Raw genomic sequence first — 26,966 nt, 5'->3', positions numbered from 1 at the left:
TTCTAGAGCGCCGGCAGCAAATCGGCGATGGCGCGCGGGTAGATGAGGTGCTCCTGCGTCAGCACGCGCGCGGCCAGCGCGTCGGCAGTGTCGCCCGGCAGCACGGGCACGGCAGCTTGCGCGAGGATCGGCCCGAAGTCGAGCTCTGCAGTCACCTGGTGCACCGTGGCGCCGGCGAAGCGGCAGCCGGCGTCGAGCGCGCGCTGGTGCGTGTGCAGGCCGGGAAAGGCGGGCAGCAGCGACGGGTGGATGTTCACCATCCGCCCCTGGTAGCGCTCCACGAATCCGGGCGTGAGGATCCGCATGAACCCGGCCAGCACCACCAGCGACGGCTGGAACGAGTCGATCGTGCACGCCAGCTGCTCGTCGAACGCCTCGCGCGTTGCGAACTGCTTGTGGTCCACCACGGCCGTCGGGATGCCCTGCTCCCGCGCGAATACAAGCCCTTTCGCGTCCGCGCGGTTGCTGACCACGGCGGCGATGCGCGCGTCCAGCCGCTCGCGCCAGCCCCCCTGTTGCGCCGCCCTCACGATGGCGGCCATGTTGGAGCCGCCGCCGGAGATCAGAATGACGATGTTCTTCACGCCGCGGATTATCCCTTCCAGAGAATGCGCCCCCTCACCGACATCGAAGCCCGCGTGCTCGGCACGCTGATGGAAAAGGCACGCACGGTGCCCGACAGCTACCCGCTGTCGCTCAACGCGGTCGTCTCCGGCTGCAACCAGAAGTCCAGCCGCGAGCCGGTCATGAACGTCACCGAGGCGCAGGCGCAGGAGGCGCTGGACTCGCTCAGGCAGCTGAGCCTCGTCTTCGAGTCGAGCGGCAGCCGGGTCGCGCGCTGGGAACACAACTTCCAGCGCGGCGTGGGCGTGCCGGAGCAATCGGCGGTGCTGCTCGGCCTGCTGATGCTGCGCGGGCCCCAGACCGCAGGCGAGCTGCGCATCAATAGTGAGCGCTGGTACCGGTTTGCCGATATCTCCTCGGTCGAAGCGTTCCTGGACGAGCTGCAGGAGCGCTCCGAGGAAAAGGGTGGCCCGCTCGTGGTGAAACTCCCTCGCGCGCCGGGCGCCCGCGAGCAGCGCTGGGCCCACCTGCTGTGCGGTCCGGTCGACGTCGCGTCGGAAGCGCCGGCACCGGCTAGGCCCGGCGGCCTGGAAACCCGCGTGGCCGCGCTGGAAGCCGAGGTGGCCCAACTTCGCACCACCCTCGCCGCCCTGTGCGACCAGCTCGGCATGTCGCAACCCGGACACCCAAAATAGAACGACCGTGCTTAAATGACCTTCTCTCCAAGGAGACAGTGACATGGATTTGGCTTTCACGCCCGAAGAACAGAAATTCCGCGAGGACATGCGCGCCTGGGTGCGCGAGAACCTGCCGCAGGACATCGCCCACAAGGTGCACAACGCCCTGCACCTGACCCGTGAGGACCACCAGCGGTGGGCCAAGATCCTCGGCCGCAAGGGCTGGCTGGCCTCCGGCTGGCCGAAGGAATTCGGCGGCCCCGGCTGGACAGCCGTGCAGAAGCACCTCTTCGAAGAGGAATGCGCGCTGGCCGGTGCGCCGCGCGTCATCCCCTTCGGCCCCGTGATGGTGGCGCCGGTGATCATGGCTTTCGGCTCGCCCGAGCAGCAGAAGCGCTTCCTGCCCGGCATCGCCAGCGGCGAAGTGTGGTGGAGCCAGGGCTACAGCGAACCGGGTTCCGGCTCCGACCTCGCGTCGCTCAAGACCCGCGCCGAGCGCAAGGGCGACAAGTACATCGTCAACGGCCAGAAGACCTGGACCACGCTCGCGCAGCACGGCGAGTGGATCTTCTGCCTGGTGCGCACCAGCAACGAAGGCAAGCCGCAGACCGGCATCTCCTTCCTGCTGATCGACATGAAGTCGCCCGGCGTCACCGTGCGCCCGATCATCATGCTCGACGGCGGCCACGAGGTGAACGAGGTCTTCTTCGACAACGTCGAAGTGCCGGCCGCGAACCTGATCGGCGAGGAGAACAAGGGCTGGACCTACGCCAAGCACCTGCTCTCGCACGAGCGCACGAACATCGCCGACGTCAACCGCGCCAAGCGCGAGCTGGAACGCCTCAAGCGCATCGCCAAGGCCGAGGGCGTGTACGAGGACACGCGGTTCCGCGACGAGATCGCGAAGCTGGAGGTGGACATCGTGGCGCTGGAGATGCTGGTGCTGCGCGTGCTGTCCGCCGAGAAGTCCGGCAAGAACCCGCTGGACATCGCGGGCCTGCTGAAGATCAAGGGCAGCGAGATCCAGCAGCGCTACACGGAGCTGATGATGTTGGCCGCCGGCCCCTACTCGCTGCCTTACATCAAGGAAGCGATGGAAGCCGGCTGGCAAGGCGACTACGTCGGCGCCGCGCATTGCGCGCCGCTCGCCGCCACCTACTTCAACTACCGCAAGACCACGATCTACGGCGGGTCCAACGAAGTGCAGCGCAACATCGTCGCCCAGACGGTGCTCGGCTAAGGAGACAAGAGATGGATTTCAACTTCACCGACGACCAGGAAGCGCTGCGCGACGCGGTGCGCAAGTGGGTGGACCGCAGCTACACGTTCGAGCGCCGCAACGCGATCGTCAAGGCCGGCGGCTTCGACCGCGCCGTGTACGGCGAACTCGCGGAGCTGGGTCTTGCGGGCCTCTATGTGGCCGAGGAGCATGGCGGCATGGGCATGGGCCCGGTCGAAGCCATGGTGGTGATGGAAGAACTCGGCCGCGGCATCGTCATGGAGCCGCTGAAGCACACGCTCGTTGCCAGCGGCACGATCGGCGCGTATGCGCCCGAAGACGTGAAGGCCCAGTGGCTGCCGAAGATCGCGTCCGGCGAAGCGCTCGTGGTGCTCGCGCACCAGGAACGCGCAGCGCGCTACAACCTGCACAAGTGCGAGACGCAGGCGTCGCAAGCGGGCGACGCGTGGACCGTCACCGGCAGCAAGAGCATCGTGCCCGCCGGCGACCACGCCGACGCTTTCATTGTGCCGGCGGTCGCGAACGGCAAGCTCGCGCTGTTCGTCGTCGAGCGGCAGGCGCAAGGCGTCGCCACGCGCGGTTACGGCACGCAGGACGGCTCGCGCGCCGCGGAAGTCACGCTGAACAAGGCGCCCGCGCAGCTCCTCACGCTGGACGGCATCACGGCGCTGGAACACGCGGTGGACGTCGGCATCGCCGCTACGTGCGCCGAAGGCGTGGGCGCGCTGGACAAGACGATGGGCCTGACGGCCGACTACATGAACACGCGCAAGCAGTTCGGCGTGGCGCTGTCCACCTTCCAGGCGCTGCGCCACCGCATGGCCGACATGAAGATGCAGCTGGAGCTGGCTCGCTCGATGAGCTACTACGCGTCGCTCAAGCTCAATGCCACGCCGTCCGAGCGGCGCCGCGCGCTGTCGCGCGCCAAGTACCAGCTGGGCGTGTCGATGCGCTTCATCGGCCAGAACTCGGTGCAGCTGCACGGCGGCATCGGCGTGACCGACGAGTACGCGGGCAGCCACTACTTCAAGGCGCTCACGCAGCTGGAGATGGCCTTCGGGGATACCCTGCACCACCTCGGCGAGGTGTCGGAAAGAATGCAGGACACCGCCGGCGTGTTCGCCTGACGTCGCGACGCAAACCGAACGCCCGCAGCCGCGGGCGTTTTTCATTGGAGGAGACGATGACACTCACGAGAAGGTTCCTGCTTGCAGCGGCCGCGGCCCTGCTGGTTTCATGTGCACAAGGCCCGTCGCTCACCGAGGCCCCGCCCATCGTGTTCGTGCACGGCAACGGCGATACGGCCGGGCTGTGGCAGACGACGATCTGGCGCTTCGAGTCGAACGGCTGGCCGCGCGAGCGGCTGCACGCGATCGACATGCCGCTGCCGAGCGCGCGCGAGGACGACACGAAGGAGCAGGCGGGGCGCAGCTCCGCCGCGGAACACGCGGTCTTCCTCAAGTCCGAAGTCGACAAGGTGCTCAAGGCCACGGGCGCGAAGCAGGTAGTGCTGGTGGGCAATTCGCGCGGCGGCAACGCGATCCGCAATTACGTCTACCACCACGGCGGCGAGCCTTTCGTGAGCCACGCGGTCCTCGGCGGCACGCCGAACCACGGCGTGTGGGCGGTGCCGATCGAAGGGCTTTCCAACAACAGCGAATTCGCAGGCCACGGGCCGAACCTCACCGCGCTGAACAGGCCGAAGAACGCCAACGGCGATGAAGTCGCGGGCCCGGTGAAGTGGATGACGATCCGCTCCGACAACAACGACAAGTTCGCGCAGCCGGACGGCTTGTGGATCGGCAAGCGCGGCGTGGCCACCGGCGTGACGCCTGCCGGCCCCGAACTGAAAGGCGCGACGAATGTCGTCATCCCGAAGATCGACCACCGCGAGACGTCGTACTCGGCCGCCGCGTTCGAAGCCACCTACCGCTTCATCACCGGAAAGGCGCCCGCGCGCACGGACGTGGCCACTGAGGACAAGGTGGTGCTTTCCGGCAAGGTGAGCGGCGCGGGCACGAACATCGGGCTTGCCGGCGCACAACTGCAGGTGTACGCGATCGACCCGGTCACGGCGGAGCGACGGGGCGGTGCCGTCTACACGAAAGCCATCGCGCAGGACGGCGCGTGGGGGCCGTTCGACGCGCAGAAGGAGTCCCGCTACGAATTCGTCGTCGGTGCGCCGGGCTACGCGACGACGCACTTCTACCGAAGCCCGTTTCCCCGCTCGAGCGGCATCATCAACATGCGCCCCGAGCGCGTGCCGGAGGCGGACAGGCACGCACCTTCGCTGGCGATCATGACGCGCCCGCGCGGCTACCTGGACCCGGCGCGCGACCGGATGGCTTTCGACGGCCAGTCGCCGCCACCGGGCGCCGTGCTTGGCGCGGGCGTGTCTTCGTCGCGGCTGAAGCCCACCGGCTTGCCCCGCCCGATCACGGCGGAGTTCAACGGCGAACGCGTGGTCGGGCGGACCTGGCCTTTGGCCGACAACCACATCGCTGTACTGGAATTGACTTACTGACGACACGAAAGAGGTGGTCCTGACTGACCACCACCTGACCTCTTATTTGTAACCTGTTGCAAGTTGCGCGGGGGAGACGCCACCTATCGGGGAGTTGTTGCGTTCCGCATAGGGCATTCGTAGGATGTCCGAAAACAATTTGTTGCTCTTTCACACAAGAGCGAACAGGAGAAGGGTCAGAGATGGGCATCGCCGCAGGCGCGCCGCTGCATTGCCGTGAGCCGGATCCGGACTGGATCCTGGTGCTCGTGGCTTCGCTGTACGGCTCGATCGAGGAACCGGAACGGCTGCGGGAGTCGCTGCGCCTGCTCGGCGACATGTCGGGCGCGGACTGCACGCAGCTGCTGCTGATCGCCACCGACACCGGCTGGGTCGCCGACATCGCGGCGTACGATTCGCGCCCCGGCGAGGCCGTGGCCGACGAGAAGTGGCTGCATCGATGGGACGACGTCGACCTGTCGCTCTCGTCCCTGCAGCCGAGCCCCGCGGGGCGCATCTTCGGCACCGAGGGCGGTCTGGATGCCGGCTTCCTGGGCGGCCAGGCGTTCGCCAAAGCGTTCCTAGGCGGCGACGGCTTCGGCGGCGCCGTCGCGGGCGTTGTCTCCTGCGACGCCTCGACCACCGCCGTCCTGGTGCAGCTGCGCTCACGCGAGCGCCTGCCTTTCGGCGCGTCCGCGGGTGACACCCTCGCCCACGTGCTGCCGCACGTCGCGCGCGCATCGCGCGTCCGCACGAAGCTCGGTACCTATGCGTGGGCCGCGTCGCCGGCGCGCCTGCTGAACATGCTGCCGCTGCCCTGCATGCTCACCGACAACGCGGGCCGCTGCCTCGAGCGCAACGGCGCCCTGGAGGAAGCGATGCACGCGCTGGACATGAAGGTCTCGGCCGGCCGCGCGCGCTTCGCGGACACCTACCTGCAGGACTCCTGGCAGGCCGCTTTGGCCGAAGTCCACCACACCTCCGTGCCGACCGCGCTGCTCGCCACGTCCGAGGCGGGGCGGCAATGGAAAGTGCACCTCACACCCGTCAGCACCATCCAGCCGAGCCTGGCCGGCACGCCGCTGATCCTGATGGTGATGGAGGAGCGCGGATCGTCGATGAATACCGCGGCCAACGGCTTGCTCGCGGCGGCCACGAGCACGCTGACCCGCGCGGAGAACGAAGTCCTCGCCGGCCTGCTGCGCGGACACACCGCGAAGCTGATCGCGCGTGCGCGCAACGCATCGGTGAACACTGTGCGCAGCCAGATCATGGCCATCCTGGAGAAGACGGGCCACCACACGCAGAAGGAGTTGATCGCATCGTTCGGTGCGAGCAGTTTCGGCGCCAGCACGTTCGGCGACGCGGACGGGTTCTCGGTTTCGCAACCGTCCTCGCGCCACCGGTAATTGCAACCCTGTCATTCAAACGCATGATGCGTTAAACGCTTTATTTGCAGACGATCCCCTGCGGCGGCAGAACGCCGGAGGGGAAATAAGAAGATGTCGTATGCGAATGCGGCGCCTGTGCGTCTGGACGGCCTGATCAGCGCGGTGACGCGCAACCGCTCCAAGGACTCGGTGGGGCCGCTGTTGAACAGGTCGTGCTGGGACGCGCTTGCGCACCATCTCGAGCCGCGCTCGGTACAACCGCAGGAAGCGCTGATCAACCAGGGCGCCTCCGACCGCAGCCTGTACTTCGTCGAGTCGGGCATGCTGCGCATCTATCGCTCCGACAACAACAAGCGGCTGCAGCTTGCGGTGCTGGGGCCGGGTGCGGTCGTCGGCGAGGGAACCTTTTTCGCAACCATCGTGCGAAATGCTTCCGCGGAAGCGGTGGAGCCTACTTTCCTGTGGGAGTTAAGCCGCGATTCGTTCGACGAGATGCTGCGCGAGGCGCCGACGGCGGCGTGCGAGATTTCGCTGGCGCTGGGGGCGGTGATCTCGATACGGATGCTGAGTGTGGCGGGCAGGCTGGCGATTACGTAACACGTCATGCAAATGCATGATGCCGTAAATCTTCCGTTCCGAAAGCATGTGTTCGGGACATGACGGCCCTCATTACGCCAAGTCCGAAAAACACTTTCATGCAATCGCAGTACTCGCTCTCTCGCGAATTTCGCTGGCTTGCTGCGGCGTGCCTGCCCACTGGTGTGCAAGCCGTCGCTGACGGCCCGGCTCGGGGCGAGCTGTGTTGGCGGCGCATCGGCCGGCTCGCGATCCAGCACCAGGTCGTGCTCCCGCTTGCCGTGGCTTGCGGATCCGGGATGCCCCCGGCCCTCCAGGCGGAGCTCGCATCCGAGAGCCGGTTCCTCGCCGCAGTCGCGATGATGCACGTGCGGCAGCTGTGCCGCGTGCTCGTCGCGTTCGAAGCGGCCTCGATCGACGCCGTCCTCGTGAAGGGTCCGGCGCTTTCCGCCGATGTCTATGGCAGCGCACTCGCGCGCCAGTCGAACGACCTCGACATCCTCGTGCGGCGCGAGAGCGTCGAGCGTACGCGGTCGCTGCTCCACTCCCTTGGCTTCACGGAAATGCTGCCGCTGGAAGCGCACCTGCGCGACGCGCTGCTCGAAACACAGCACGAGTGCCTTTACAGGTCCGCCGGCACCGGGATCTGCGTCGACCTTCATTGGGATGTGGACACCACCGAGATCGCAATCGACGTCGAGGAACTGTGGGCCGACGCCCGGCCGCACCGCTTCATGGGCCGCCGCGTCATGCGGCTGTCGCCGGAGCTGGAATTCGTCCTGCTCTGCGCGCATGGCTCCAAGCACGGATGGGACCGGCTCAAGTGGCTCGTGGACATCAAGGTGCTCAGCGATCGGCCGCTTGCGTGGGAGAAGGTCTGGCAACTCGCGCAGGAACACGACGCGACGGCCGAAGTATCGACAGCCATGGCTGTCGTCGGCGCGATCTATGGAGCCGCTGAGCCGGTTCCGGTTGCCATACAGGCGATCGTGAAGCGCAGGCTCGCGAGGCTCGAGCATCCGCCGGCCAGGCTCACGGAGGACTCGCCGGTCCGGGACGTCGGGTTCATGCTGTCCCTTCCGAAGCCCTGGCGCTCGAGGCTGGCTCTTGTCGCCGCGATGGCCACGCGGCCGGCCGAACGTGAATACCGCTCGGGCCGCCTCCCACCGTTCATGTACCGCATCGTCCGCCTGCGGCGAGTCTGCGCAATCGCAGCCCGCATGGCCATGGCGCTGATGCGTCGCACGATGGGGCTTTCCACGTGACAAGCCTGGCCCTGCGCATCGGCACCTGGGCACGGCTGCCCCGGTTCGGGCCCACGGTCTCGCTTGCATGGCGGTCGCGCACGAAGATCGCCGGAAGCTCCGCGCTCCTGGTGGCCCAGGCGGGCTTCGCGCTCTCGCTGCCGTGGCTGTTCGGCCACCTCACCGGCGGCCTCCTGGATGGAGCCGGCGGCATCGACCGCGCATTGCTCTGGGTGATCCTCGGATTCGTCGCGATGCACATTGCATGCAAGCTCGCGGCCTCGCTCCTGCTCGCGCAGGTTAGCGAGTCCATCGTTGCGCAGGTGCGGCTGCGGCTTTACCGCCACCTCCAGCGTGTCCCCGTCAGCTACGTGCACGAGCGCCGGCGAGGCGAGATCCTCTCCGTGCTCATGGACGAGGTGTCGCGGCTCTCGACGTTCCTGTCCCACACGCTGCCGCAAGTGGTCCCGGTCGTCCTCACGTTGGCAGGCGGCCTCGTGGTGATGACCCGCATCCAGCCGGTGGCGACGCTCCTCATCGCCGCAGGCTTTCCTCTGGTCGTGCTGGCCCTCCGCTTGACGCGGCGCAAGCTGCGGCCCGTCTCGGACCGGCTGCGCCAGGCCGAGGAAGACGCGGTTTCCATGGTGGACAGCGGCCTGTCGCTCCTTACGGTCGTCAAGAGCTTCAGCCGTGAAGAGCTCGAGTCGAACCGGTACGCAACCAAGCTGGAGGAGATCAGCAGGCTGACACGGATCGAGCGGTCGGTGCATGCTACGTTGCCCGTTGCCGTCGAACTGCTGGCGGCGGTCGGCCTGGTCCTTGTCGTGTGGGCGGTGGCCGCGCATGGCGTGCGCACGCCGGCTGCGGAACTCGTGGCGTTCGCGATGTACGCCGCGATGATCGCTCGGCCGGCCGCGAGCCTGACGGACATCGCCAACCGGATACGTCACATCGGCACGACGGTCGGGCGGATCGATGCGTTGCTGCAGCAGCCGCTCGAGCCATATGGTGCGGGCGCCGAGATGCCGCGCGCGAGGGGCGCCATCGACATCCACGGGCTCTCGTTCGCTTACGGTGGCAGGCAGCCTGTGCTCGTGGACGTGGACCTGCGCGTGAACGCCGGCGAGACCGTGGCGATCATCGGCGAAAACGGCGCCGGGAAGAGCACGCTCGCCCACCTGCTGATGAGGCTGGTGGAGCCGAGCGCGGGGACCATCCTGTTCGATGGCAACAATATCCACGCAATGGAGCTGTCGAGCATCCGCCGGCAGGTCGGCATCGTCGCGCAGCGCACGCAACTGGCGAACGCGACGGTGCGGGAGAACATCTGCTGGGGCAGCCCCGACGCCAGCGACGCCGATGTCGAACGCGCAGCGGCCAGGGCACAGGCCCATGCCTTTATCCAGGAACTGCCGCAAGGCTATGACACCCGCGTCGGCGATGACGGGATCCGGCTTTCCGGCGGGCAGTGCCAGCGCATCGCATTGGCACGTGCGCTCCTGAAGGATCCGGCCATCCTCATCCTCGACGAGGCCACCTCCATGTTCGACCCGGCCGCGGAGGAAGCGTTCGTGCGCGCATGCCGCGCGTGGCGCCGCCGTACCGTCGTGATCATCACCCACAGGCCTGCGACGCTGCAATTGGCCGACCGGGTTTTCCGACTCGAATCCGGAACCCTCACCGAGGTGCCGTGCGCGCAGCGGGTCCGCGAGCCGGCTGCTGCATGAACGCGCAAACCGTCATCGCGAGGCTTGCGAAGTTCCGGGCGCTCGGGCTGCGGTGCCAGTGCATGGTCGCCGCCGCATCGTTGCTGCTGCCTGTCGTAGCCCTGCTGGTGAAGGTGGTCGGTTACGCCAGGCTCATGGCCCATATCGAGCGGGGCGGCGTTGCGCGCGCGGTTCCCAGCCGCGATGTGGTGCGGGAGATCGGCCGTGCGGTCAACATAGCCGGCCTGCACGGGCTGGTACGGGTCCGGTGCCTCTCCCGTTCGATCCTGCTGCACTGGCTCCTGCGGCGCAGTGGGGTGCAATCGCAGCTTCGCATCGGCGTGCGGGCGGATCGCGGCGGCATCCGGGCGCATGCGTGGATCGAGCTCGATGGCGAGCCCGTCAACGACGCCCCCGGCGTCCGCCATGAGTTCTCCGCGTTCGCCCCGCGGGATGCTGCGGGGGTGCAGCCATGAGCGGCATCGCGGGCATCATCCACGTCGACGGCCGCCCCGTGGACGGGGCGCAGCTGCAGGCAATGACCGCTGCCATGGCGTACAGGGGCCCCGACGGCACCAGCCAGTTCGTCGCCGGCCCGGTGGGGCTTGCCCACTGTGCCTTCCATACGACGCGAGAGGCGCGCGGGGAACGCCAGCCGCTGGCGAGTGCGGATGGGCAGCGCGTGCTCGTCTTCGACGGTCGTCTCGACGAGCGTGAAGAGCTTCGGGCGGGCCTGCGGTCGCGCGACGTGACGCCACGCACCGGAGGCGACGCCGAGCTCGTCCTCGCCAGCTACGAAGCCTGGGGCGAAAAGTGCCTCGATCACCTGACCGGTGACTTCTCCTTCTGCCTCTGGGACGGCCGCGCCCGCACGGCATTCCTCGTGCGGGACCGCTGTGGCAACCGTCCACTCGTGTACTGGCGCAACGGTAGCACGCTTGCCTTTGCGTCCGACGTGCACGCTTTGCTGCGGCTGCATGGGGTGCCTTCGGAACTCGACGAAGAGGCACTTGCCGAGATGGCGGTGTTCGATCCGCGTTCCGCAGTGCGCACGCTGTGGTCGGGCGTGTCGCGCCTTCCGCCGGCGCACGCCGTGTCCACCGACGGCGCTTCGTGGGCGCCGCGACGGTACTGGGAGCCGGAGTCCGCGCCCGTCTTGGCCTACAAGGACGACGCCGACTATGTCGCTCACTACCGCGACGTCCTGTTCAAGGCCGTTCACGCGATGTCCCGCAGCGACAGCGCGATCGCGTGCGAGGCGAGCGGCGGCCTCGACTCTTCGGCCCTGTTCTCGATCCTGGTGCACTTCTCCCGTACCGGGCAGCTTCAGGCACCGGGCGTCCACGGCGTGGCCCTGCAATTCGACGCTGCCGAGTCGGATGAATCCGTTTACCAGCAGGCGCTGTGCGATCACTTGCAGGCGCCCATCGAGCAATTCCGGCCGGGCGAATACACGCTCGACTGGTACCTTGATTTCGCCAGGGCCTTCAGGAGCTTCCCGCCCATGCCGAACGGTGCCATGCTGATTCCCCTGCATGCGGCATCCAGCGCCGGAGGGCGCCGCGTCGTGGTCTCCGGCATCGGCGGTGACGAGTGGCTTTCCGGTGTGTCCGACTACAGGGCAACAGCGCTGCGCGAGCGGCGCTGGCGCGAGCTCGCGGCTTTGCTGGCGAGCGAGAGTCGCCGTGACGGCTGGGCGTGCACGCTGGCGCGGCTGGGGCGGCACGGATTCCTGCCTTTGGGGCCCGAACGCCTGAAGCGGCCGCTGAAACAACTGCTCACCCGCGGCCTGCCGCAGGCCGAGTGGGTCGCACCGCGCCTGCGCGAGTTGGCAGCGAAGGCCCGGCGTGCCGACCGCAGCGGCGAAGGGGCCGACGTCGTGCGCACGCGCCTGCTCGAGAAGCTGGATTGCGCGGCCGGGTTGTGGTGGCGCGAGATCACGGAGTTGCAGATGGCTCAGACAGGCGTGGAGCGCCGCTCGCCCTTCTGGAGCCGCAGGGTCGTCGAGACGGCCTTTTCGATGCCGGAATGGCTGCGCGTCAAGGACGGCCTGCCGAAGTCGGTGCACCGCCTCGCGATGCGGGGGCTGCTGCCGGACGCCATCCTGGAGCGTGCCGACAAAGCCACCTTTCCGTGCGTCCTTCACACCCTTCGTCCGGCCCTGGCCGCGAAGCTCGAGCGACGCGCCGATGGCGGGCACGCACAGTGGATCGACGCGCGAGGCGTCGCTCGCGCGCTCGACCTGATGAAGCAATCCCCGAGTATCTGTGTCGATTTCAGTGTCATCAGCATCCTTGCCGCGGCAGCGGCCCGTGCTTGACGCTCCGGAGACCATCCGTTACCTTAAACCATCGCAGGAGGTGAAAATGAAGGACGTCATCAAATTGCAACCGAAAGCGGAACCTTTGCAGCCTGAAGAAGCGCGCGAAGCCGTGTCCGCCCCGAAGGGCGAATACAGCGCGCCCAAGCTCAAGCTGTATGGAGCCGTCACAGAGCTGACTGCGGGCTCCAACGGGCCGAACACCGACGTCGGGGGCAAGTTGCGATCCGACCGGCGCGTGAAGCAGAACATCGTGCGCGTGGGCGACCACCGGCTCGGGTTCGGGGTCTACCTGTTCGAGTACATGCCCCACGCGGGATCGGCCGGCACGCACTTCGGCGTGATGGCCGACGAGGTGGAGCCGATCGTTCCGCATGCCGTCTCGACCGACCCGGATGGCTTCAAGCGGGTCGACTATGCGGTGCTCGGCATTCGCGACTTCGGCGGTGCGGCTGTCCACTAGGCACCTGGTCTCCTGGGGGGGGCTGGGAGACGGCTGCGCGGACATCTGGTTCGAGGAGAAGGAGCCCGGCGACATCAGCACGCCCGGCTCCGAACCCTTGCGCGTGCGCAAGGATTCCGACGGATCGGCGTGGCCTGCGATCTACCGCCCGGCGGGCGGCTACCTCCTCCAGTTTCCGCCTTACGCCGAATTCACGCTCGATGCGGCGGGCCGTGAGCTCACGGCGCGAAGGAGCCCTGCCACCCCGGCCGGCACGGTGGACTACCTCCTGCACTCACAAGTCATTCCGCTGGCATTGAGCATGCGGGGGGATATCGTGCTGCATGGCGGTGCTGTCGAAATCGACGGCTTCGCCGTGTTGCTGCTGGGCCCGAGCGGCCGCGGCAAGTCCACGCTCACCGCATCGTTCGCGGCTGCGGGGCACCCCTTCCTCGCCGACGACGGCGTGCTTGTCGCCTTCCGTGCCGGCGGCCTGGCCGCAGTCCCAGGTCAACCGAGCATCCGGGTCTGGGGTGACTCCGGCCGGGCATTGATGGATGGCGCGCAGCGCGCCGAAGGCGCCGCCTACACGTCGAAGGCCTGCTTCGTCGCAGACTCGAAATTCCGCCACGCAGGCCGTGAACTGCCCGTGGGCGCGATCTACTTCCTGTCCGAACCGGCGACGGCCCCGGTATTCGAGCGGGTACCTCCCGGAGAGGCGATTTACCAATTGATGAGCAATTCGTTCCTGCTGGACACGAGCGCGCCCGGGCTGCTGCAGGCCCGCTTCGAATTCTTTGCCCGCGTCGCCCGCACCGTGGCAATCTACCGGTTCGGCTTTCCGCGCCGGTACGAGATGCTGGCGCAGGTGCGGACCCAACTCGCAGCGCACGCAAGGGGCCTGCAGGAGAAACCAAGATGTTGAGCGAGACGACCTGCCTGAAGGCGACGGAGGGTGTGCTGACCACCAACCTCAGTGGCGAACTGGTCCTGTTGCAAGCCGAGAGCGGCAACTACTACGGCCTGGACACGATCGGCACGCAAGCGTGGGACCTCCTGACCGTGCAGGGGCTCACTGTGCAGGCGGCGGCTCGCGCCATCGCAACTGAATTCGGCGTCGACGTCGAGCGCGTGCGTCGCGACCTCGAGGAATTGGCGCAGGCTTTGCTGTCTGCCGGCCTCGTGGCCGTGGCCCACTCCTGACAACAAGATAGGCCAGGCCGGCATGTCGAGACTCTGCATCGAGTGCGGCCTCTGTTGCTCCGGGGCCTTGCTCGGCGCCTTCGAGGTGTCCGACGCCGAACGCAAGAAGCTCGAGCACTCGGGCATCGTGTTCAAGCCCGTGGGCGAATGGTTTCGCGCTCCCCTGCCGTGTGCCGCGTGGGCAAGGAGTGGTTGCACGGTTTATGACGTCAGGCCGGAGGTATGCGTGAAGTTCCGCTGCGCCCTGCTCAAGGCCGTCGACGCGGGTTCGGTTGCGGAAGCAGAAGCCCTGGCCACGGTTGCGCAGGCTCATCGCTTGACGGCGGCGGTGAACGAGGGATTGCAAGCGGCGTTCCCCGGATCCGGCGAAAGCCGGGAAAAACAGTTGCGCGATGCGGCCGCGACCTCCGAAGGGCGTGCTCGCCATGTGCAACTCCTGTTGGACAAGGCTGCGCTGGAAGTTCACCTGCAACGCCACTTCCGCGAGACGGTTCCCGCAAAGTGAGTGGACACGCGCCCTACGTAATCGCCATCCTCCCCGCCACACTCAACATCCTCACCGACAGCACGCACCCCAGCCCCATCGAGATCTCCAGCGCCGCCTTCGCGTTCTCCTCGGCCAGCCCCGCGAACGTCTCCGGCGTCAGCTCCCACAGCACCGTGGGCTCCGCGGCTTCCACGGACGCATTGCGAACGATCGGCGCGAAGAACGTGCCCTCGCCCACGACGCTGCCGGCACCCAGCACGGCCAATTGCACGCGCGACGTCTTGTCGGAGCGGAACACGCGCAGCAGCCCGGACTCGATGAAGTACATGCTGCGCTCGGTGGCGCCCTGCTCGATCAGCAGCGTGTGGCCCTTGACCTTGCGCTGCACGACATAGCCGGCCAGCGAACGCCACGTCGTCTCGCTGAAGAACGGCTCCAGGGAATCGCGGCCGCGGTTCTTGCGGGTGGCCGTGACGAGGGCGGACAGGTCCGCGACCTTGCTGGCTTGCTTTGCGCTCATGTCACCTCCACCGGGCGGGTTTTGTAACGCATTGTTGGCACGTTCGTGGCGGGGCCGCCATAGCGCGTTTGCATGACGCTCCTGCATTCGCAGGAGAAAGTCACGGTCGTCATGCAAACGTACGATGGAAAAGGTGCGGAGGCTGCCTACATTTCGTTGCAAGCGGAACGCCCGGAAACGACGTTCTTCCCCTTGACCACCGCGAAGGAAACGCAAATGGCAGCCAAGACAACCAAGGAAGTTGCCTGGATCAACGGTCCGGCCAAGGACGACAGCTTCGCGGACGTTGTGACCAACGCCCAGGGCTCACTCAGCCCGACGACGACGACCGTCGCCGCGCTGCTGGCCAACGATGCGGCGTCTTCGACCTATGTCGGCGTGTACACGCTCGCAGAGGTGCAGGCGGCGCAGAACAACGCGAGCACGAAGAGCGCTTTGCCCACCGCGAAGAACACGACGGCCACGTCCATGGGCGGCTCGATCTCCGTCTCGGGCGGTGTCGTGACCTATACGCCCCCGCCGATGACACCGGCGCTGGCAGCGCAGTTGGTCGCCCTGCCCGCCGGCGCGTCGATCGCGGACAACTTCTACTACATCGTCTGGGTCGGCAACAACGGCGCGTACAGCACCGCCAAGGCTTCGGTGCTGCTCACCGGCATCAATGACGTCCCGACGTTCATCTCGACGGGCGCCGGCTCCGTGGTGGAGGACACGAGCCCGTTCACCTCGGGCACGCTGAGCATCACCGACCCGGACACGGGCGAGAGCGGCTTCCAGGCGCAGACCGCCACCAGCGGCGCGCTCGGCTCTCTCAACGTCAAGTTCGGCGGCGGGTGGGACTACACGCTCGACGGCCGCGCCAATTCGCTGGCGCAGGGCGAGACCGCGTCCGAGACCTTCAACGTCAAGTCGTTCGACGGCACGAAGAGCACCACCGTCACGATCTCGATCACGGGCACGAACGATGCGCCGACGGCGAAGGCCGATACAGCTTCGACGACCGAGAACGCGTCCATCACCATCGCCGCCGCGTCGAACGACGAGGATCCGGACCATAACGCCGCGCTGAACGTCACGTCGGCCACGGCCTCGAAGGGCACGGCGACGGTCTCCAACGGCCAGATCGTGTGGGACCCGGGCAGCGAGTTCAACCACCTGGCGCAGGGCGCCAGCGAAACGGTGACGGTCAACTATGTCGTTTCCGACGAATTCGGCGCGACCAGTTCGAGCACGGTCACGATCACCGTCACCGGCCAGAACGACGGCCCGACCGCCAACCCCGACACGTCATCCGGCGGCGAGAACTCCGTGCAGACGGTCAACGCGCTTGGCAACGACACCGACCCGGACGACGGCGCGCAACTGAGCCTGGTCTCCGCGTCGGCCGACAAGGGTTCCGCCAGCGTCGTCGACGGCAAGGTGCAGTTCAATCCGGGCGCGGCCTTCGACCACCTCGCCCAGGGCACCAGCGAAGACGTGACCGTGAACTACACGATCACCGACGAATTCGGCGCGCAGAGCTCCAGCTCGATCACGGTGACGGTCAATGGCGAGAACGACACGCCGACGGCCAACTCGGACACCTCGTCCGGCGGCGAGAACTCCGTGCAGACGATCGATGCGCTGGCCAACGACACCGACCCGGACGACGGCGCCGGCAAGCAGCTGGTCTCGGTGGCAGCCTCGGCGGGCGCGGCCAGCATCGCTGACGGCAAGGTCCAGTTCGACCCGGGCAGCACGTTCGACCACCTGAAGGTGGGCGCGAGCGCGACCGTGACGATCGACTACACGATGTCTGACGAGCACGGTGCGCAGAGCTCCAGCAGCATCACCGTCACCGTCAATGGCGAGAACGATGGCCCGACGGCCAATGCGGACACAGGCGTGGTCAACGAGAACGCCTCGGTCAGCGTCGCCGTGCTCGCCAACGACACCGACCCGGACGACGACGCTGCGCTGTCGCTGGTCAGCGTGAGCGGCAGTGGCGCGTCGATGGACGGGAACAACGTGGTCTTCACGGCGGGCGCATCGTTCGACCACCTGGTCGCAGGTGCGACGCAGGACGTCGTGATCGACTACACGATGTCCGACGAGAACGGCGCGCAATCGAGTTCGTCGGTCAAGATCACGGTGACGGGCGTCAACGACCCGGCGAGCATCGGCGGCGGTTTGACCGGCGTGGTCGTGGAAGACGGCGTGATCACCGCGACCGGCACGGCGACCGTCAGCGATGTCGACGACGGCCAGAACCATTTCGGCAGCCATGGCGCCACGGACGGCACGTACGGCAAGTTCACGTTCGACGACACGACGGGCCAGTGGAGCTATACGCTCGACAACTCGGCGGTCGTGAATGCGCTGAACACCGGCGACAACCGTTCCGATTCGCTGTCCATCACGTCCGCAGACGGTACCGCAACGGCGAACATCGAGATCGCGATCCAGGGCCACACGGACGCGGACCCGAACGGCGCGGTGAAGTCCTGGATGGTCAACCACGGCCTCGACACGATCAACCAGCGTACGCAGTTCATCGGCTTCGACGGCAACGATGTCCTGAAGTCCGCCAACAATGTGAAGTACCTGAGCTCGAACGACCAGGGTGACGGCTTCCACGTGTTCTACGAATACAAGGATGGGAAGACCACCGAGAACATCGAGATCGTCCTGGTCGGCTACCACGCCCTCACGGCTGCGCAGATCACCTGACAGTGTTGTGCAACCCAAAGTGAAAGAGCCCCGCGAGGGGCTCTTTGCATTTCAGGAGTGCAACCGCGAACTCTTGGGCAAATGCGCCATCAGGAACTCCATCTGGTCCGCCAGTATCCTGCGGTTCCTCAAAATGAAGTCCTCCCACAAGCTAGGCACATACGGCGCATAAACCAGGCTCATCCCCGCCTGTTCCGGCGTCCTGCTCCCTTTGCGGTGGTTGCACGCCCGGCACGCCGTCACCACATTCATCCAGTGGTCCTTCCCGTTCTGCGCGAACGGGATGATGTGCTCACGGGTGAGGTGCTCCTCATGGAACTCCCCGCCGCAATACGCGCAAACGTTGCGGTCGCGCGCGAACAACTTGCCATTGGTGAGCCCGGGCTTCAGGTCGAAGGGGTTGATGTTGGGCACGCCCTTCGTGCCGATGATGCTGTTGACGGTGATGATGGACTGCTCGCCCGTCACCGCGTTGTGCCCGCCACGGAAGACGGCCACTTCGGCGCCCGCCTCCCAGCGCACCTGGTCGCAGGCATAGTGCAGCACCGCCTGTTCCAGCGAGATCCACGACTGGGGCAGCCCCTGCGCCGACAGCTTCAACACCTTCAAAACGCGCCTCCGTTCCTCGGAACCGAACACACACTGAAAGCCACGGCACAATATACCTTGTTTTGGCGCTGCCCTGCTTGGTGCTCACCCGCTGATGCGCCTTGATACACGGGCTCGCGCTGCTACAAAAATGATTGCGCCAAGCCAATGCACATCTTCCGCGGCCTGAACCATCCCGGCATCGCACCGGCCTGCGCGCTCACCATCGGCAACTTCGACGGCGTGCACCGCGGCCACCAAGCCATGCTGGCGCTGCTGATCAACGAGGCAAAGCACCGCGGCGTGCCCAGCTGCGTGATGACCTTCGAGCCGCACCCGCGCGACTACTTCGCCGCGCTCACGCGCAAGCCGGAGCTCGCCCCCGCGCGCGTGGCCACGCTGCGCGACAAGCTCACCGAGCTGGCGCGCTGCGGCGTCGACCAGTGCGTGGTGATGAAGTTCGACGCGCGCTTTTCCGGCCAGCAGCCGGAGGCGTTCATCGAGGACGTGCTGGTCCAGGGCCTGGGCGTGAAGTACGTGCTGGTGGGCGACGACTTCCGCTTCGGCGCCAAGCGCGCGGGCGACTACCGCATGCTGGACGAGGCCGGCGGGCGGCGCGGTTTCGACGTCGCGCGCATGAACAGCTACGAGGTGCACGGCCTGCGGGTTTCAAGCTCTGCCGTGCGCGAGGCGCTGGGCCGCGGCGACATGGGTGGCGTGGCCGCGCTCCTGGGCCGGCCCTACAGCATCAGCGGCCACGTGGTGCACGGGCGCAAGCTCGGCCGGCAGCTGGGCTTCCACACCGTCAACCTGCGGTTCTCCCACTGGAAGCCGGCGGCCAGCGGGATCTTCGCGGTCAAGGTGCACGGCCTCGCCGGGCGCGAGCTGGAGGGCGTGGCCAACCTCGGCATCCGGCCCTCCATCGACGCCGACGACGTCAATGGTGGCCGGGTGCTGCTTGAGACGCACTGCTTCGATTGGCCCTCCGAGCTCGGCCCGGAGGGGGCCTACGGTAAAATCATCCGCGTGGAGCTGCTGCACAAACTGCACGACGAACTGCGCTATGACGGGCTTGACGCGCTCAAGGCCGGGATAGCGCGCGACTGCGAGGCCGCCCGCGCGTTCTTCGCCTCCACGCACGCCGAAACCCGGCGGCAGACCACGCGCGACCGAATTTGAAACGGGTGTCATTGCGGACTTGATCCGCAATCCATCCCCCGTGGTGCCACGCCACCATGGATGCCGGGTCGAGCCCGGCATGACAGTACGTTTCGCCAAGGCTACCCCATGACCGACAAGACCGATTACCGCGCCACCCTCAACCTGCCCGACACGCCCTTCCCCATGCGCGGCGACCTGCCCAAGCGCGAGCCGGGCTGGGTGAAGGAGTGGGAGGACACCGGCCTCTACAAGCGCCTGCGCGAGGCGCGCTGCGGCCGCCAGAAGTTCGTGCTGCACGACGGCCCGCCGTACGCCAATGGCCAGATCCACATGGGTCACGCGGTCAACAAGATCCTCAAGGACATGATCGTCAAGTCGCGCCAGCTCAAGGGGCTGGACGCGTCGTACGTGCCGGGCTGGGACTGCCATGGCCTGCCCATCGAGAACGCCATCGAGAAGCAGTTCGGCCGCAACCTCTCGCGCGACGAGATGCAGGCGAAGAGCCGCGCCTACGCCACCGAGCAGATCGCCCTGCAGATGGCCGACTTCAAGCGCCTGGGCGTGCTGGGCGACTGGGGCCACCCCTACCGCACGATGGACTTCGTGAACGAGGCGGAGGAGATCCGCGCGTTCAAGCGCGTCATCGAGCGCGGCTTCGTCTACCGGGGCCTCAAGCCCGTGTACTGGTGCTTCGACTGCGGCTCGTCGCTCGCCGAGTTCGAGATCGAGTACGCGGACAAGAAGTCGCAGACCCTGGACGTGGGCTTCCTGGCCGACGAGCCGCGGAAGGTCGTGGCCGCGTTCGGCGGTGGTGACGCTTCGAAGCCGATCTTCGCGGTGATCTGGACGACGACCGCCTGGACGATCCCCGCCAACCAGGCGCTCAACCTGAACCCCGAGCTGGAGTACGCGCTCGTCGACACGCCGCGCGGCCAGATCATCGTGGCGCAGGTGCTGGTCGAGAAGGTGCTCGCGCGCTACAAGCTCGCAGGGACGGTGGTCGCGACGACCAAGGGCGAGAACCTCGCCAACCTGAACTTCCGCCACCCGCTGTACGACGTGGACCCCGGCTACAGGCGCCTGTCGCCCGTGTACCTGGCCGACTACGCCACGGCCGAGGACGGCACCGGCATCGTCCACTCCTCGCCCGCGTACGGCCTGGACGACTTCAACAGCTGCGTCGCGCACGGCCTGAAATACGACGACATCCTCAACCCGGTGCAGGCCAACGGCAGCTACGCGCCGGACTTCCCCCTGTTCGGTGGCGAGAACATCTGGAAGTCGGTGCCGCACATCATCCAGACCATCGAGCAGGCCGGCCGGCTCTTCGCCACCGAGAACATCGTCCACAGCTACCCGCATTGCTGGCGCCACAAGACGCCGGTGATCTACCGCGCCGCGGCCCAGTGGTTCATCCGCATGGACGAGGGCGAAGGCGTGTTCACGAAGGACAAGGCGCCCGACACCCTGCGCAACATGGCGCTCAAGGCCATCGAGGACACCAGCTTCTACCCCGAGAACGGCAAGGTGCGCCTGCGCGACATGATCGCGGGCCGCCCCGACTGGTGCATCAGCCGCCAGCGCAGCTGGGGCGTGCCGCTGCCTTTCTTCCTGCACAAGGACACGCACGACCTGCACCCGAAGACGATGGAGATCCTCGACGTGGCGGCCGACATGGTCGATGCCGGCGGCATCGAGTCGTGGAGCAAGGCCACGACCGGGGAGATCCTCGCGAGGGTCGGTGCGGGCGCCGACGCCGCCGACTACGTCAAGAGCCAGGACATCCTCGAGGTGTGGTTCGACTCCGGCACCACGCACACGACGGTGCTGAAGAAGTCGCACCCCGGCGCCGGCCACGACGAAGGCGGCCCCGAGGCCGACCTGTACCTCGAAGGCCACGACCAGCACCGCGGCTGGTTCCACTCCTCGCTGCTCACCGCCGCCGCGATGTACGGCCGCGCGCCCTACCGCGGCCTGCTCACCCACGGCTTCACGGTGGACAGCCAGGGCCGCAAGATGAGCAAGTCGCTGGGCAACGGCATCGAGCCGCAGGCCGTCAGCAGCAAGCTGGGCGCCGAGATCATCCGCCTGTGGGTGGCGGCCTCCGACTACTCCGGCGACATCGCCGGCGACGACAAGATCCTCGCGCGCGTGGTGGATGCGTACCGCCGCATCCGCAACACGCTGCGCTTCCTGCTGGCCAACGTGAGCGACTTCGACCCCGCGAAGGACGCAGTCCCGCTGGGCGAGATGGTGGAGATCGACCGCTACGCCCTCGCGCGCGCGGCCGAGTTCCAGGCCGAGGTGCTGGCGCACTACGAGGTGTACGAGTTCCACCCGGTGGTGGCCAAGCTGCAGGTGTACTGCTCGGAAGACCTGGGCGCGTTCTACCTCGACATCCTCAAGGACCGCCTCTACACCACGGCGCCGAAGTCGCACGCCCGCCGCAGCGCGCAAACGGCGCTGTGGAACATCACGCACGCCATGCTGCGCTGGATGGCGCCTTTCCTCAGCTTCACGGCCGAGGAGGCGTGGAAGGTGTTCGGCAGCTCCGACTCCATCTTCTTCGAGGAGTACGCCGAGATCGGCAGCCCCGACACGGGCCTGATCGCCAAGTGGAACCGCATCCGCGAGATCCGCGACATCGCCAACAAGGAGATCGAGGCGGTGCGCGAGAAGGGCCTGGTCGGCTCCTCGCTGCAGGCCAACCTCGTGGTGACGGCCGACTCGAACGACCACGCCCTGCTGCAAGGCCTGGGCGAGGACCTGAAGTTCGTCTTCATCACCTCGGCCGTCGCATTGGTGAAGGGGGATGCGCTGTCGGTGCAGGCGCTGCCTTCGCAGGACACCAAGTGCGAGCGCTGCTGGCACTGGCGCCCGGACGTCGGCCGCGACCCCGCCCATCCCACGATCTGCGGCCGCTGCGTGAGCAACCTCTTCGGCGCGGGCGAGCCCCGGGTGCACGCCTGATGGCTCGCGGGGGTTCGTCGTCTTCCGCCTCGGGCGGGATGCTGGTCTGGCTGGCGCTGGCGCTCATCGTCGTTATCGCCGACCAGTTCACCAAGGTGCTGATCCTCGGGTACTACAAGTACGGGGACGTCACCTACGTCACGTCGTTCTTCAACGTCGTGCGGGCCCACAACACCGGCGCGGCCTTCTCCTTCCTCGCGGGGGCGGGCGGCTGGCAGCGCTGGCTGTTCACGGGCATCGCGGTGGCGGCCGTCGTGTTCATCCTCTGGCTGCTGCGCTCGCATGCGGGGCAGAAGCTGTTCTGCTTCTCCCTTGCGCTGATCCTCGGCGGCGCCGTCGGCAACCTCGTGGACCGTCTGCTGCACGGGTACGTGGTCGACTTCCTGCAGTTCCACTGGAACAACACGCATTTCTTCCCGGCGTTCAACATCGCCGACAGCGCGATCACCGTGGGTGCGGCGTGCCTGATCCTCGACGAAATCCTTAGGGTGCGCCGCAGCAAATAAGGTGGGTTTATGATGCTTCAAACATGAAGCATCTGCTGAACCTGCTGGCAGCCGTCGCGCTGCTGGTCTGGGGCACGTACCTCGTCAGAACCGGCATCCTTCGGGTCTTCGGCGCCAACCTGCGGCACGTCCTTGCCCGCAGCATCGACACGCGGCCCGCCGCGGCGCTCGCCGGCGTGGGCGTCACCGCCCTCATCCAGTCCAGCACCGCCACGGCGCTGATCGTCTCGTCCTTCGTCGCCCAGGGCCTTGTCGCCCTGCCCACGGCGCTGGCCGTGATGCTGGGCGCGGACGTGGGCACCAGCCTGATGGCGGTCGTGTTCTCGTTCGACCTGTCGTGGCTGTCGCCGCTCTTCATCTTCGTGGGCGTGGTGATGTTCATCTCGCGGCAGGCCATGCCGGCCGGCCGGTTCGGGCGGGTGCTGATCGGGCTCGGCCTGATGCTGCTGGCGCTGCGGCTGGTGGCGGAGTCCACGGCGATCATCGTGCGTGCGCCGGCGGTGCAGGCGCTGCTGTTGTCGCTGTCCTCGGACATCATGCTGGAGGTGTTCGTCGGGGCCGTGCTGGCGGTGGTCTCGTATTCGAGCCTCGCCATCGTGCTGCTCACGGCCACGCTGGCGGCCTCGGGCGCCGTGCCCATGGACGTGGCGCTCGGCCTGGTGCTCGGCGCCAACCTGGGCAGCGGCATCCTCGGCGTGCTGGTCACCGCCAAGTCCACCATCGAGGCCCGGCAGGTGCCCTTGGGCAACCTCGTGTTCAAGATCGTCGGCGTGGCCGGCTTCATGTTCCTCGTGGGGGCGTGGCTGCGCTATGTGCGGCCGTACCTGGGCGAGCCGGCACAGGTCGTGGTGCTGTTCCACCTCACCTTCAACATCGTGATGGCGCTGGTGCTCATGGGCTTCACCGTGTCGGTGGCGGGCGTGGTCGAGCGCTGGCTGCCGAAGGAAGACAAGTCGATGGTGGCCGGCCGGCCGCACCATCTGGACCCCTCGGCGCTGTCCACGCCCTCGCTGGCCATCTCCTGCGCCGCCCGCGAGGCGCTGCACCAGGCCGACGTGGTGGAAACCATGCTCATCGGCATGCTGCGCGTCATGCGCGAGAACGACCTGCGCCTGGCCGAGGAGCTGCGCAAGCTCGACGACACGGTCGACCAGCTGTACTCGGCGATCAAGTACTACCTCACCAAGATCTCGCGCGACGCCCTGTCGGAGGACGAGAGCCGCCGCTGGACCGACATCATCAGCTTCACGATCAACATGGAGCAGATCGGCGACATCGTCGAGCGCATCCTGATCGACATCGAGGACAAGAAGATCCGCAAGGGCCGCAATTTCTCCGAGGCGGGCATGGCCGAGATCTGCGAGCTGCACGCCCGCCTGATCGACAACCTGCGCCTGGGGATGAGCGTGTTCCTCAACGGCTCGGTGCGCGACGCGCAGAAGCTGCTGGAGGAGAAGGCGCGCTTTCGCGACCTCGAGCGCGCCTACGCGGGCACGCACCTCACGCGCCTGACCGACAACACGGTGCAGAGCATCGAGACGAGCTCGCTGCACCTGGACCTGATCAGCGACTTGAAGCGCATCAACTCGCACATCTGCTCGATCGCCTACCCGATCCTCGACTCGGCCGGCGCGCTCGCGCCCAACCGCCTCAAGCAGGTAGTGCCCGAGGCCGAAGGCGAGACGTCTCAGGCGCTCTGAAGGCCGGCGCAGAAGTCCACGAGCTCGTCGATTTCGGTCGACTTGTCGAAGACGCCGTCGGCACCCAGTTGCTGGCAACGCCAGCGCACGTCCTTGCTGGAATGGTTCGACAGCACCACGATGCGCTGGCCCGGGCGGCGCCTGGCCTGCAGCGCCTGCAGGATGTTCAGGCCGCTGCCTTCGCGCAGGAACAGGTCGACGATGGCGAGGTCCCATCCTTCGCCGTTGCCGGCGAGCCAGCGCTTCGCCTCGTGCTCGGTTTCGGCGGTGCCGACGACCTCGACGCCGGCGAGTTCATGCAGCGTCTCCATCAGGTTGCTGCGGATCGTGGAACTGTCTTCGACGAGGTAGGCCTTGCACTTCATGCGCCCAATCTACAGTCCGGCGCCCAGCCCGGCTGCAAGCAGCGGAGCAATGGCTTTGTAGGATGTCAGAGAGTCAGCACCGTACTGCCGGTCGTCTTGCGCGCCTCGAGGTCGCGGTGCGCCTGCTGCACCTGCTCCAGCGGGTAGCGCTGGTCGATGCGGATCTTCACCTTGCCGGAGGTCACCGCCTCGAACAGGTCGTCGGCCATCTGCTGGCAGGACTCGCGCGTGGCAATGTGGGTGAACAGCGTCTGGCGCGTCACGTAGAGGGACCCCTTCGGCCCCAGGATCCCGGGCGCGAACGGCGGCACCGGGCCGGACGAGTTGCCGAAGCTCACCATGATGCCCAGCGGCTGCAGGCAGTCCAGCGACTTGTCCCACGTGTCCTTGCCGACCGAGTCGTAGACCACCTTCACGCCCTTGCCGCCGGTGAGCTCCTTCACGCGCGGCAGGAAGTCTTCCTTGTTGTAGTTGATCATGTGCGCGGCGCCGTGCTCCTTGGCGAGCGCGCACTTCTCGTCGCTGCCGGCCGTGCCGATCACCTGGTAGCCGAGCGCCTTCGCCCACTGCGTGGCGATCAGGCCGACGCCGCCGGCCGCTGCGTGGAAAACGATCATGTCGCCCGGCTGCAGCTTGCCGAGCGGCGAGCGCTTGAGCAGGTACTGCGCGGTCAGGCCCTTGAGCATCATCGCCGCGCCGGTCTCGAAATCGATGGCGTCGGGCAGCTTGCAAACGTGCAACGCCTTCATCACGCGCACCTCGCAGTAGGAGCCGGGCTGGTTGCTCGCGTAGGCCGCGCGGTCGCCGGCCTTCAGGTGCGTCACGCCCTCGCCCACGGCCTCGACGATGCCGGCGCCTTCACCGCCGATGCCCGCGGGCAGCGGCAGCGGATACAGGCCCGTGCGGTGGTACACGTCGATGAAGTTCAGGCCCACTGCCTTGTGGCGGATGCGGATCTCGCCCGGGCCGGGCTCGCCCACCTGCACGTCGTCGATCTTCAGCTGCTCGGGGCCGCCGGTCTGGTGGATACGCACTGCCTTGCTCATGGTGTTCTCCTCGTGTTCGCGCGCATGGTGCCACAACGGTGTCAGCCGTGTCTCAGTCCGGAAATGCGCGCGCCGTTAAAGTGACCGGTCCCATGAACCAGCGATTGAGCCTTTCGACTGCCGCGCTGCTGACGGTGCCGCCGCTGCTGTGGGCGGGCAACGCGGTCACGGGCCGGCTGGTGAGCGGGCTCGTGCCGCCGATCACGCTCAACTTGCTGCGCTGGCTGCTCGCCTTCCTCATCCTGCTGCCGCTGGCCGGCTGGGTGCTGCGCCGCGGCAGCCCGCTCTGGCCGCACTGGAAGCGCTACGCGCTGCTCGGGCTGCTCGGCGTGGGCTGCTACAACGCGCTGCAGTACCTAGCCCTGAAGACTTCCACGCCGATCAACGTCACGCTCGTGGCCGCGAGCACGCCGGTGTTCATGCTCGGCCTCGGTGCCATCTTCTTCGGCCAGCGCATCCATGGCCGGCAGTGGATGGGCGCCGTGCTGTCGATCGCGGGCGTGCTGCTCGTGCTCGCGCGCGGCGAGCCGTCGCACCTGGCCGAAGTGCGCTTCGTGCCCGGCGACTTCTACATCCTGCTCGCCACCGCCGCATGGGCGTGGTACAGCTGGCTGCTGACGCGCGTGGAGCAGGACCCGCCCGAGCTGCGCGCGAGCTGGTCCGCTTTCGTGATGGCGCAGGTGGTGCCGGGCCTCGCGTGGTCGGCGCTATTCGCGGGCGGCGAGTGGGCCGCGGCGCCGCAGCACATCGACTGGGGCTGGCCACTCGCGCTGGCACTTGCGTACGTCGCCATCGGGCCCGCGATCATCGCGTACCGCTGCTGGGGCGCGGGCGTGCATCGCGCCGGGCCCAACGTGGCGGGGTTCTTCTCCAACCTCACACCGCTCTTCGCCGCTGTGCTCTCGGCGGCCTTCCTTGGCGAGCCGCCGCGCATCTACCACGCTGTGGCCTTCGTGCTCATCGTCGGCGGCATCCTCGTCTCTTCGCGGCGCTGATTCCTACACGGCTGCTTGCACGGCCGGGCCACCATCGATGAGAAAGGAGCTTC

The 26,966-nt window shown here is 67.2% G+C and carries 25 protein-coding genes; 20 read left to right on the top strand and 5 right to left on the bottom strand.

Annotation, left to right across the window (positions count from 1 at the left end; all coding sequences use genetic code 11):
* Window positions 1–2 precede the first annotated feature (2 nt).
* The gene (purN, locus tag H8R02_RS12680; RefSeq protein ID WP_187081793.1) at window positions 3–584 is read right to left on the bottom strand and encodes a phosphoribosylglycinamide formyltransferase; all 582 of its coding nucleotides are present in this window, start codon (window positions 582–584) and stop codon (window positions 3–5) included.
* A gap of 24 nt (window positions 585–608) precedes the next feature.
* Here purN and H8R02_RS12675 point away from each other — a divergent pair, with 24 nt between their 5' ends.
* From H8R02_RS12675 to H8R02_RS12610, 14 genes are all read left to right on the top strand, one after another.
* Window positions 609–1,259: a YceH family protein gene (locus H8R02_RS12675; RefSeq protein WP_187081792.1), complete on the top strand. Its 651-nt coding sequence runs from the start codon at window positions 609–611 to the stop codon at window positions 1,257–1,259.
* A 43-nt stretch (window positions 1,260–1,302) separates the two neighbouring features.
* The gene (locus H8R02_RS12670) at window positions 1,303–2,481 is read left to right on the top strand and encodes an acyl-CoA dehydrogenase family protein (RefSeq protein WP_187081791.1); all 1,179 of its coding nucleotides are present in this window, start codon (window positions 1,303–1,305) and stop codon (window positions 2,479–2,481) included.
* 11 nt (window positions 2,482–2,492) lie between these two features.
* On the top strand, window positions 2,493–3,608 hold the full coding sequence (locus H8R02_RS12665) for an acyl-CoA dehydrogenase family protein (protein ID WP_187081790.1): 1,116 nt from the start codon (window positions 2,493–2,495) through the stop codon (window positions 3,606–3,608).
* A gap of 56 nt (window positions 3,609–3,664) precedes the next feature.
* Complete coding sequence (locus tag H8R02_RS12660; protein ID WP_187081789.1) at window positions 3,665–5,005, top strand: alpha/beta fold hydrolase; 1,341 nt, start codon at window positions 3,665–3,667, stop codon at window positions 5,003–5,005.
* Between the two features lie 182 nt (window positions 5,006–5,187).
* Window positions 5,188–6,393 (top strand): helix-turn-helix transcriptional regulator, encoded by a 1,206-nt coding sequence (locus tag H8R02_RS12655; protein WP_187081788.1) that lies wholly within the window; start codon window positions 5,188–5,190, stop codon window positions 6,391–6,393.
* A 93-nt stretch (window positions 6,394–6,486) separates the two neighbouring features.
* Complete coding sequence (locus H8R02_RS12650; protein WP_187081787.1) at window positions 6,487–6,972, top strand: cyclic nucleotide-binding domain-containing protein; 486 nt, start codon at window positions 6,487–6,489, stop codon at window positions 6,970–6,972.
* A gap of 98 nt (window positions 6,973–7,070) precedes the next feature.
* The gene (locus H8R02_RS12645; RefSeq protein ID WP_187081786.1) at window positions 7,071–8,216 is read left to right on the top strand and encodes a nucleotidyltransferase domain-containing protein; all 1,146 of its coding nucleotides are present in this window, start codon (window positions 7,071–7,073) and stop codon (window positions 8,214–8,216) included.
* Window positions 8,213–9,922 carry an ABC transporter ATP-binding protein gene (locus tag H8R02_RS12640; protein ID WP_187081785.1) on the top strand — a complete coding sequence of 570 codons (1,710 nt, stop codon included), beginning with the start codon at window positions 8,213–8,215 and terminating at the stop codon, window positions 9,920–9,922. Before H8R02_RS12645 ends, H8R02_RS12640 begins: the two co-directional genes overlap by 4 nt.
* The gene (locus tag H8R02_RS12635) at window positions 9,919–10,377 is read left to right on the top strand and encodes a lasso peptide biosynthesis B2 protein (protein WP_187081784.1); all 459 of its coding nucleotides are present in this window, start codon (window positions 9,919–9,921) and stop codon (window positions 10,375–10,377) included. Before H8R02_RS12640 ends, H8R02_RS12635 begins: the two co-directional genes overlap by 4 nt.
* Window positions 10,374–12,221, top strand: coding sequence for an asparagine synthetase B family protein (locus H8R02_RS12630; RefSeq protein ID WP_187081783.1), 1,848 nt, complete (start codon window positions 10,374–10,376; stop codon window positions 12,219–12,221). Before H8R02_RS12635 ends, H8R02_RS12630 begins: the two co-directional genes overlap by 4 nt.
* Window positions 12,222–12,267: 46 nt before the next feature.
* Entirely contained in the window at window positions 12,268–12,684 is a 417-nt protein-coding gene (locus H8R02_RS12625) for a tail fiber domain-containing protein (RefSeq protein ID WP_187081782.1), read from the top strand.
* The gene (locus tag H8R02_RS12620; RefSeq protein ID WP_187081781.1) at window positions 12,668–13,588 is read left to right on the top strand and encodes a hypothetical protein; all 921 of its coding nucleotides are present in this window, start codon (window positions 12,668–12,670) and stop codon (window positions 13,586–13,588) included. Before H8R02_RS12625 ends, H8R02_RS12620 begins: the two co-directional genes overlap by 17 nt.
* Entirely contained in the window at window positions 13,582–13,866 is a 285-nt protein-coding gene (locus H8R02_RS12615; RefSeq protein WP_187081780.1) for a PqqD family protein, read from the top strand. Before H8R02_RS12620 ends, H8R02_RS12615 begins: the two co-directional genes overlap by 7 nt.
* A gap of 22 nt (window positions 13,867–13,888) precedes the next feature.
* Window positions 13,889–14,371, top strand: a complete 483-nt coding sequence (locus H8R02_RS12610) for a YkgJ family cysteine cluster protein (protein WP_255429320.1) — start codon at window positions 13,889–13,891, stop codon at window positions 14,369–14,371.
* Between the two features lie 13 nt (window positions 14,372–14,384).
* On the opposite strand, the gene H8R02_RS12605 is transcribed toward H8R02_RS12610, so the two are convergent.
* A complete protein-coding gene (locus tag H8R02_RS12605) occupies window positions 14,385–14,873 on the bottom strand; it encodes a Crp/Fnr family transcriptional regulator (protein ID WP_187081778.1) in 489 nt (162 codons plus the stop codon).
* Between the two features lie 216 nt (window positions 14,874–15,089).
* Between H8R02_RS12605 and H8R02_RS12600 the strand changes: the two genes are divergently transcribed.
* Window positions 15,090–17,582 (top strand): cadherin-like domain-containing protein, encoded by a 2,493-nt coding sequence (locus H8R02_RS12600; RefSeq protein ID WP_187081777.1) that lies wholly within the window; start codon window positions 15,090–15,092, stop codon window positions 17,580–17,582.
* Between the two features lie 51 nt (window positions 17,583–17,633).
* Here the strand turns inward: H8R02_RS12600 and H8R02_RS12595 are convergent, their stop codons facing one another.
* Window positions 17,634–18,191 (bottom strand): HNH endonuclease, encoded by a 558-nt coding sequence (locus tag H8R02_RS12595; protein ID WP_187081776.1) that lies wholly within the window; start codon window positions 18,189–18,191, stop codon window positions 17,634–17,636.
* 147 nt (window positions 18,192–18,338) lie between these two features.
* On the opposite strand from H8R02_RS12595, the gene H8R02_RS12590 reads away from it, so the two are divergent.
* The 4 genes from H8R02_RS12590 (at window position 18,339) to H8R02_RS12575 (ending at window position 24,507) form a co-directional block, all read left to right on the top strand.
* Window positions 18,339–19,349 (top strand): bifunctional riboflavin kinase/FAD synthetase, encoded by a 1,011-nt coding sequence (locus H8R02_RS12590; protein WP_187081775.1) that lies wholly within the window; start codon window positions 18,339–18,341, stop codon window positions 19,347–19,349.
* A gap of 108 nt (window positions 19,350–19,457) precedes the next feature.
* Entirely contained in the window at window positions 19,458–22,301 is a 2,844-nt protein-coding gene (ileS, locus tag H8R02_RS12585; protein WP_187081774.1) for an isoleucine--tRNA ligase, read from the top strand.
* The gene (gene lspA / locus H8R02_RS12580) at window positions 22,301–22,807 is read left to right on the top strand and encodes a signal peptidase II (RefSeq protein WP_187081773.1); all 507 of its coding nucleotides are present in this window, start codon (window positions 22,301–22,303) and stop codon (window positions 22,805–22,807) included. Before ileS ends, lspA begins: the two co-directional genes overlap by 1 nt.
* Before the next feature lie 23 nt (window positions 22,808–22,830).
* Entirely contained in the window at window positions 22,831–24,507 is a 1,677-nt protein-coding gene (locus H8R02_RS12575; protein WP_187081772.1) for a Na/Pi cotransporter family protein, read from the top strand.
* On the opposite strand, the gene H8R02_RS12570 is transcribed toward H8R02_RS12575, so the two are convergent.
* Together H8R02_RS12570 and H8R02_RS12565 are read right to left on the bottom strand one after the other, a co-directional pair.
* Entirely contained in the window at window positions 24,495–24,872 is a 378-nt protein-coding gene (locus H8R02_RS12570) for a response regulator (RefSeq protein WP_187081771.1), read from the bottom strand. The genes H8R02_RS12575 and H8R02_RS12570 overlap by 13 nt on opposite strands.
* 65 nt (window positions 24,873–24,937) lie before the next feature.
* Window positions 24,938–25,918: a quinone oxidoreductase family protein gene (locus H8R02_RS12565; RefSeq protein ID WP_187081770.1), complete on the bottom strand. Its 981-nt coding sequence runs from the start codon at window positions 25,916–25,918 to the stop codon at window positions 24,938–24,940.
* Window positions 25,919–26,010: 92 nt separating this feature from the next.
* On the opposite strand from H8R02_RS12565, the gene H8R02_RS12560 reads away from it, so the two are divergent.
* A complete protein-coding gene (locus H8R02_RS12560) occupies window positions 26,011–26,913 on the top strand; it encodes a DMT family transporter (RefSeq protein WP_187081769.1) in 903 nt (300 codons plus the stop codon).
* The last annotated feature ends 53 nt before the right edge of the window (window positions 26,914–26,966 follow it).

Origin of the sequence: Ramlibacter albus (genome assembly GCF_014297445.1) — a bacterium.
Classification (GTDB): Bacteria; Pseudomonadota; Gammaproteobacteria; order Burkholderiales; family Burkholderiaceae_C; genus Ramlibacter; species Ramlibacter albus.
This window is presented reverse-complemented; position numbering and strand designations above follow the sequence as displayed.

Excerpts from the sequence above, each read along its gene's own strand:
- H8R02_RS12660 (WP_187081789.1), top strand. The coding sequence starts at position 3,665 with ATGACACTCACGAGAAGGTTCCTGCTTGCAGCGGCCGCGGCCCTGCTG.
- H8R02_RS12565 (WP_187081770.1), bottom strand. The coding sequence starts at position 25,918 with ATGAGCAAGGCAGTGCGTATCCACCAGACCGGCGGCCCCGAGCAGCTG.
- H8R02_RS12570 (WP_187081771.1), bottom strand. The coding sequence starts at position 24,872 with ATGAAGTGCAAGGCCTACCTCGTCGAAGACAGTTCCACGATCCGCAGC.
- H8R02_RS12615 (WP_187081780.1), top strand. The coding sequence starts at position 13,582 with ATGTTGAGCGAGACGACCTGCCTGAAGGCGACGGAGGGTGTGCTGACC.
- H8R02_RS12610 (WP_255429320.1), top strand. The coding sequence starts at position 13,889 with ATGTCGAGACTCTGCATCGAGTGCGGCCTCTGTTGCTCCGGGGCCTTG.
- H8R02_RS12670 (WP_187081791.1), top strand. The coding sequence starts at position 1,303 with ATGGATTTGGCTTTCACGCCCGAAGAACAGAAATTCCGCGAGGACATG.
- ileS (WP_187081774.1), top strand. The coding sequence starts at position 19,458 with ATGACCGACAAGACCGATTACCGCGCCACCCTCAACCTGCCCGACACG.
- H8R02_RS12655 (WP_187081788.1), top strand. The coding sequence starts at position 5,188 with ATGGGCATCGCCGCAGGCGCGCCGCTGCATTGCCGTGAGCCGGATCCG.
- H8R02_RS12560 (WP_187081769.1), top strand. The coding sequence starts at position 26,011 with ATGAACCAGCGATTGAGCCTTTCGACTGCCGCGCTGCTGACGGTGCCG.
- H8R02_RS12625 (WP_187081782.1), top strand. The coding sequence starts at position 12,268 with ATGAAGGACGTCATCAAATTGCAACCGAAAGCGGAACCTTTGCAGCCT.
- lspA (WP_187081773.1), top strand. The coding sequence starts at position 22,301 with ATGGCTCGCGGGGGTTCGTCGTCTTCCGCCTCGGGCGGGATGCTGGTC.
- H8R02_RS12605 (WP_187081778.1), bottom strand. The coding sequence starts at position 14,873 with ATGAGCGCAAAGCAAGCCAGCAAGGTCGCGGACCTGTCCGCCCTCGTC.
- H8R02_RS12665 (WP_187081790.1), top strand. The coding sequence starts at position 2,493 with ATGGATTTCAACTTCACCGACGACCAGGAAGCGCTGCGCGACGCGGTG.
- H8R02_RS12650 (WP_187081787.1), top strand. The coding sequence starts at position 6,487 with ATGTCGTATGCGAATGCGGCGCCTGTGCGTCTGGACGGCCTGATCAGC.
- H8R02_RS12630 (WP_187081783.1), top strand. The coding sequence starts at position 10,374 with ATGAGCGGCATCGCGGGCATCATCCACGTCGACGGCCGCCCCGTGGAC.
- H8R02_RS12600 (WP_187081777.1), top strand. The coding sequence starts at position 15,090 with ATGGCAGCCAAGACAACCAAGGAAGTTGCCTGGATCAACGGTCCGGCC.
- H8R02_RS12575 (WP_187081772.1), top strand. The coding sequence starts at position 22,831 with ATGAAGCATCTGCTGAACCTGCTGGCAGCCGTCGCGCTGCTGGTCTGG.
- H8R02_RS12590 (WP_187081775.1), top strand. The coding sequence starts at position 18,339 with ATGCACATCTTCCGCGGCCTGAACCATCCCGGCATCGCACCGGCCTGC.
- H8R02_RS12675 (WP_187081792.1), top strand. The coding sequence starts at position 609 with ATGCGCCCCCTCACCGACATCGAAGCCCGCGTGCTCGGCACGCTGATG.
- H8R02_RS12635 (WP_187081784.1), top strand. The coding sequence starts at position 9,919 with ATGAACGCGCAAACCGTCATCGCGAGGCTTGCGAAGTTCCGGGCGCTC.
- H8R02_RS12645 (WP_187081786.1), top strand. The coding sequence starts at position 7,071 with ATGCAATCGCAGTACTCGCTCTCTCGCGAATTTCGCTGGCTTGCTGCG.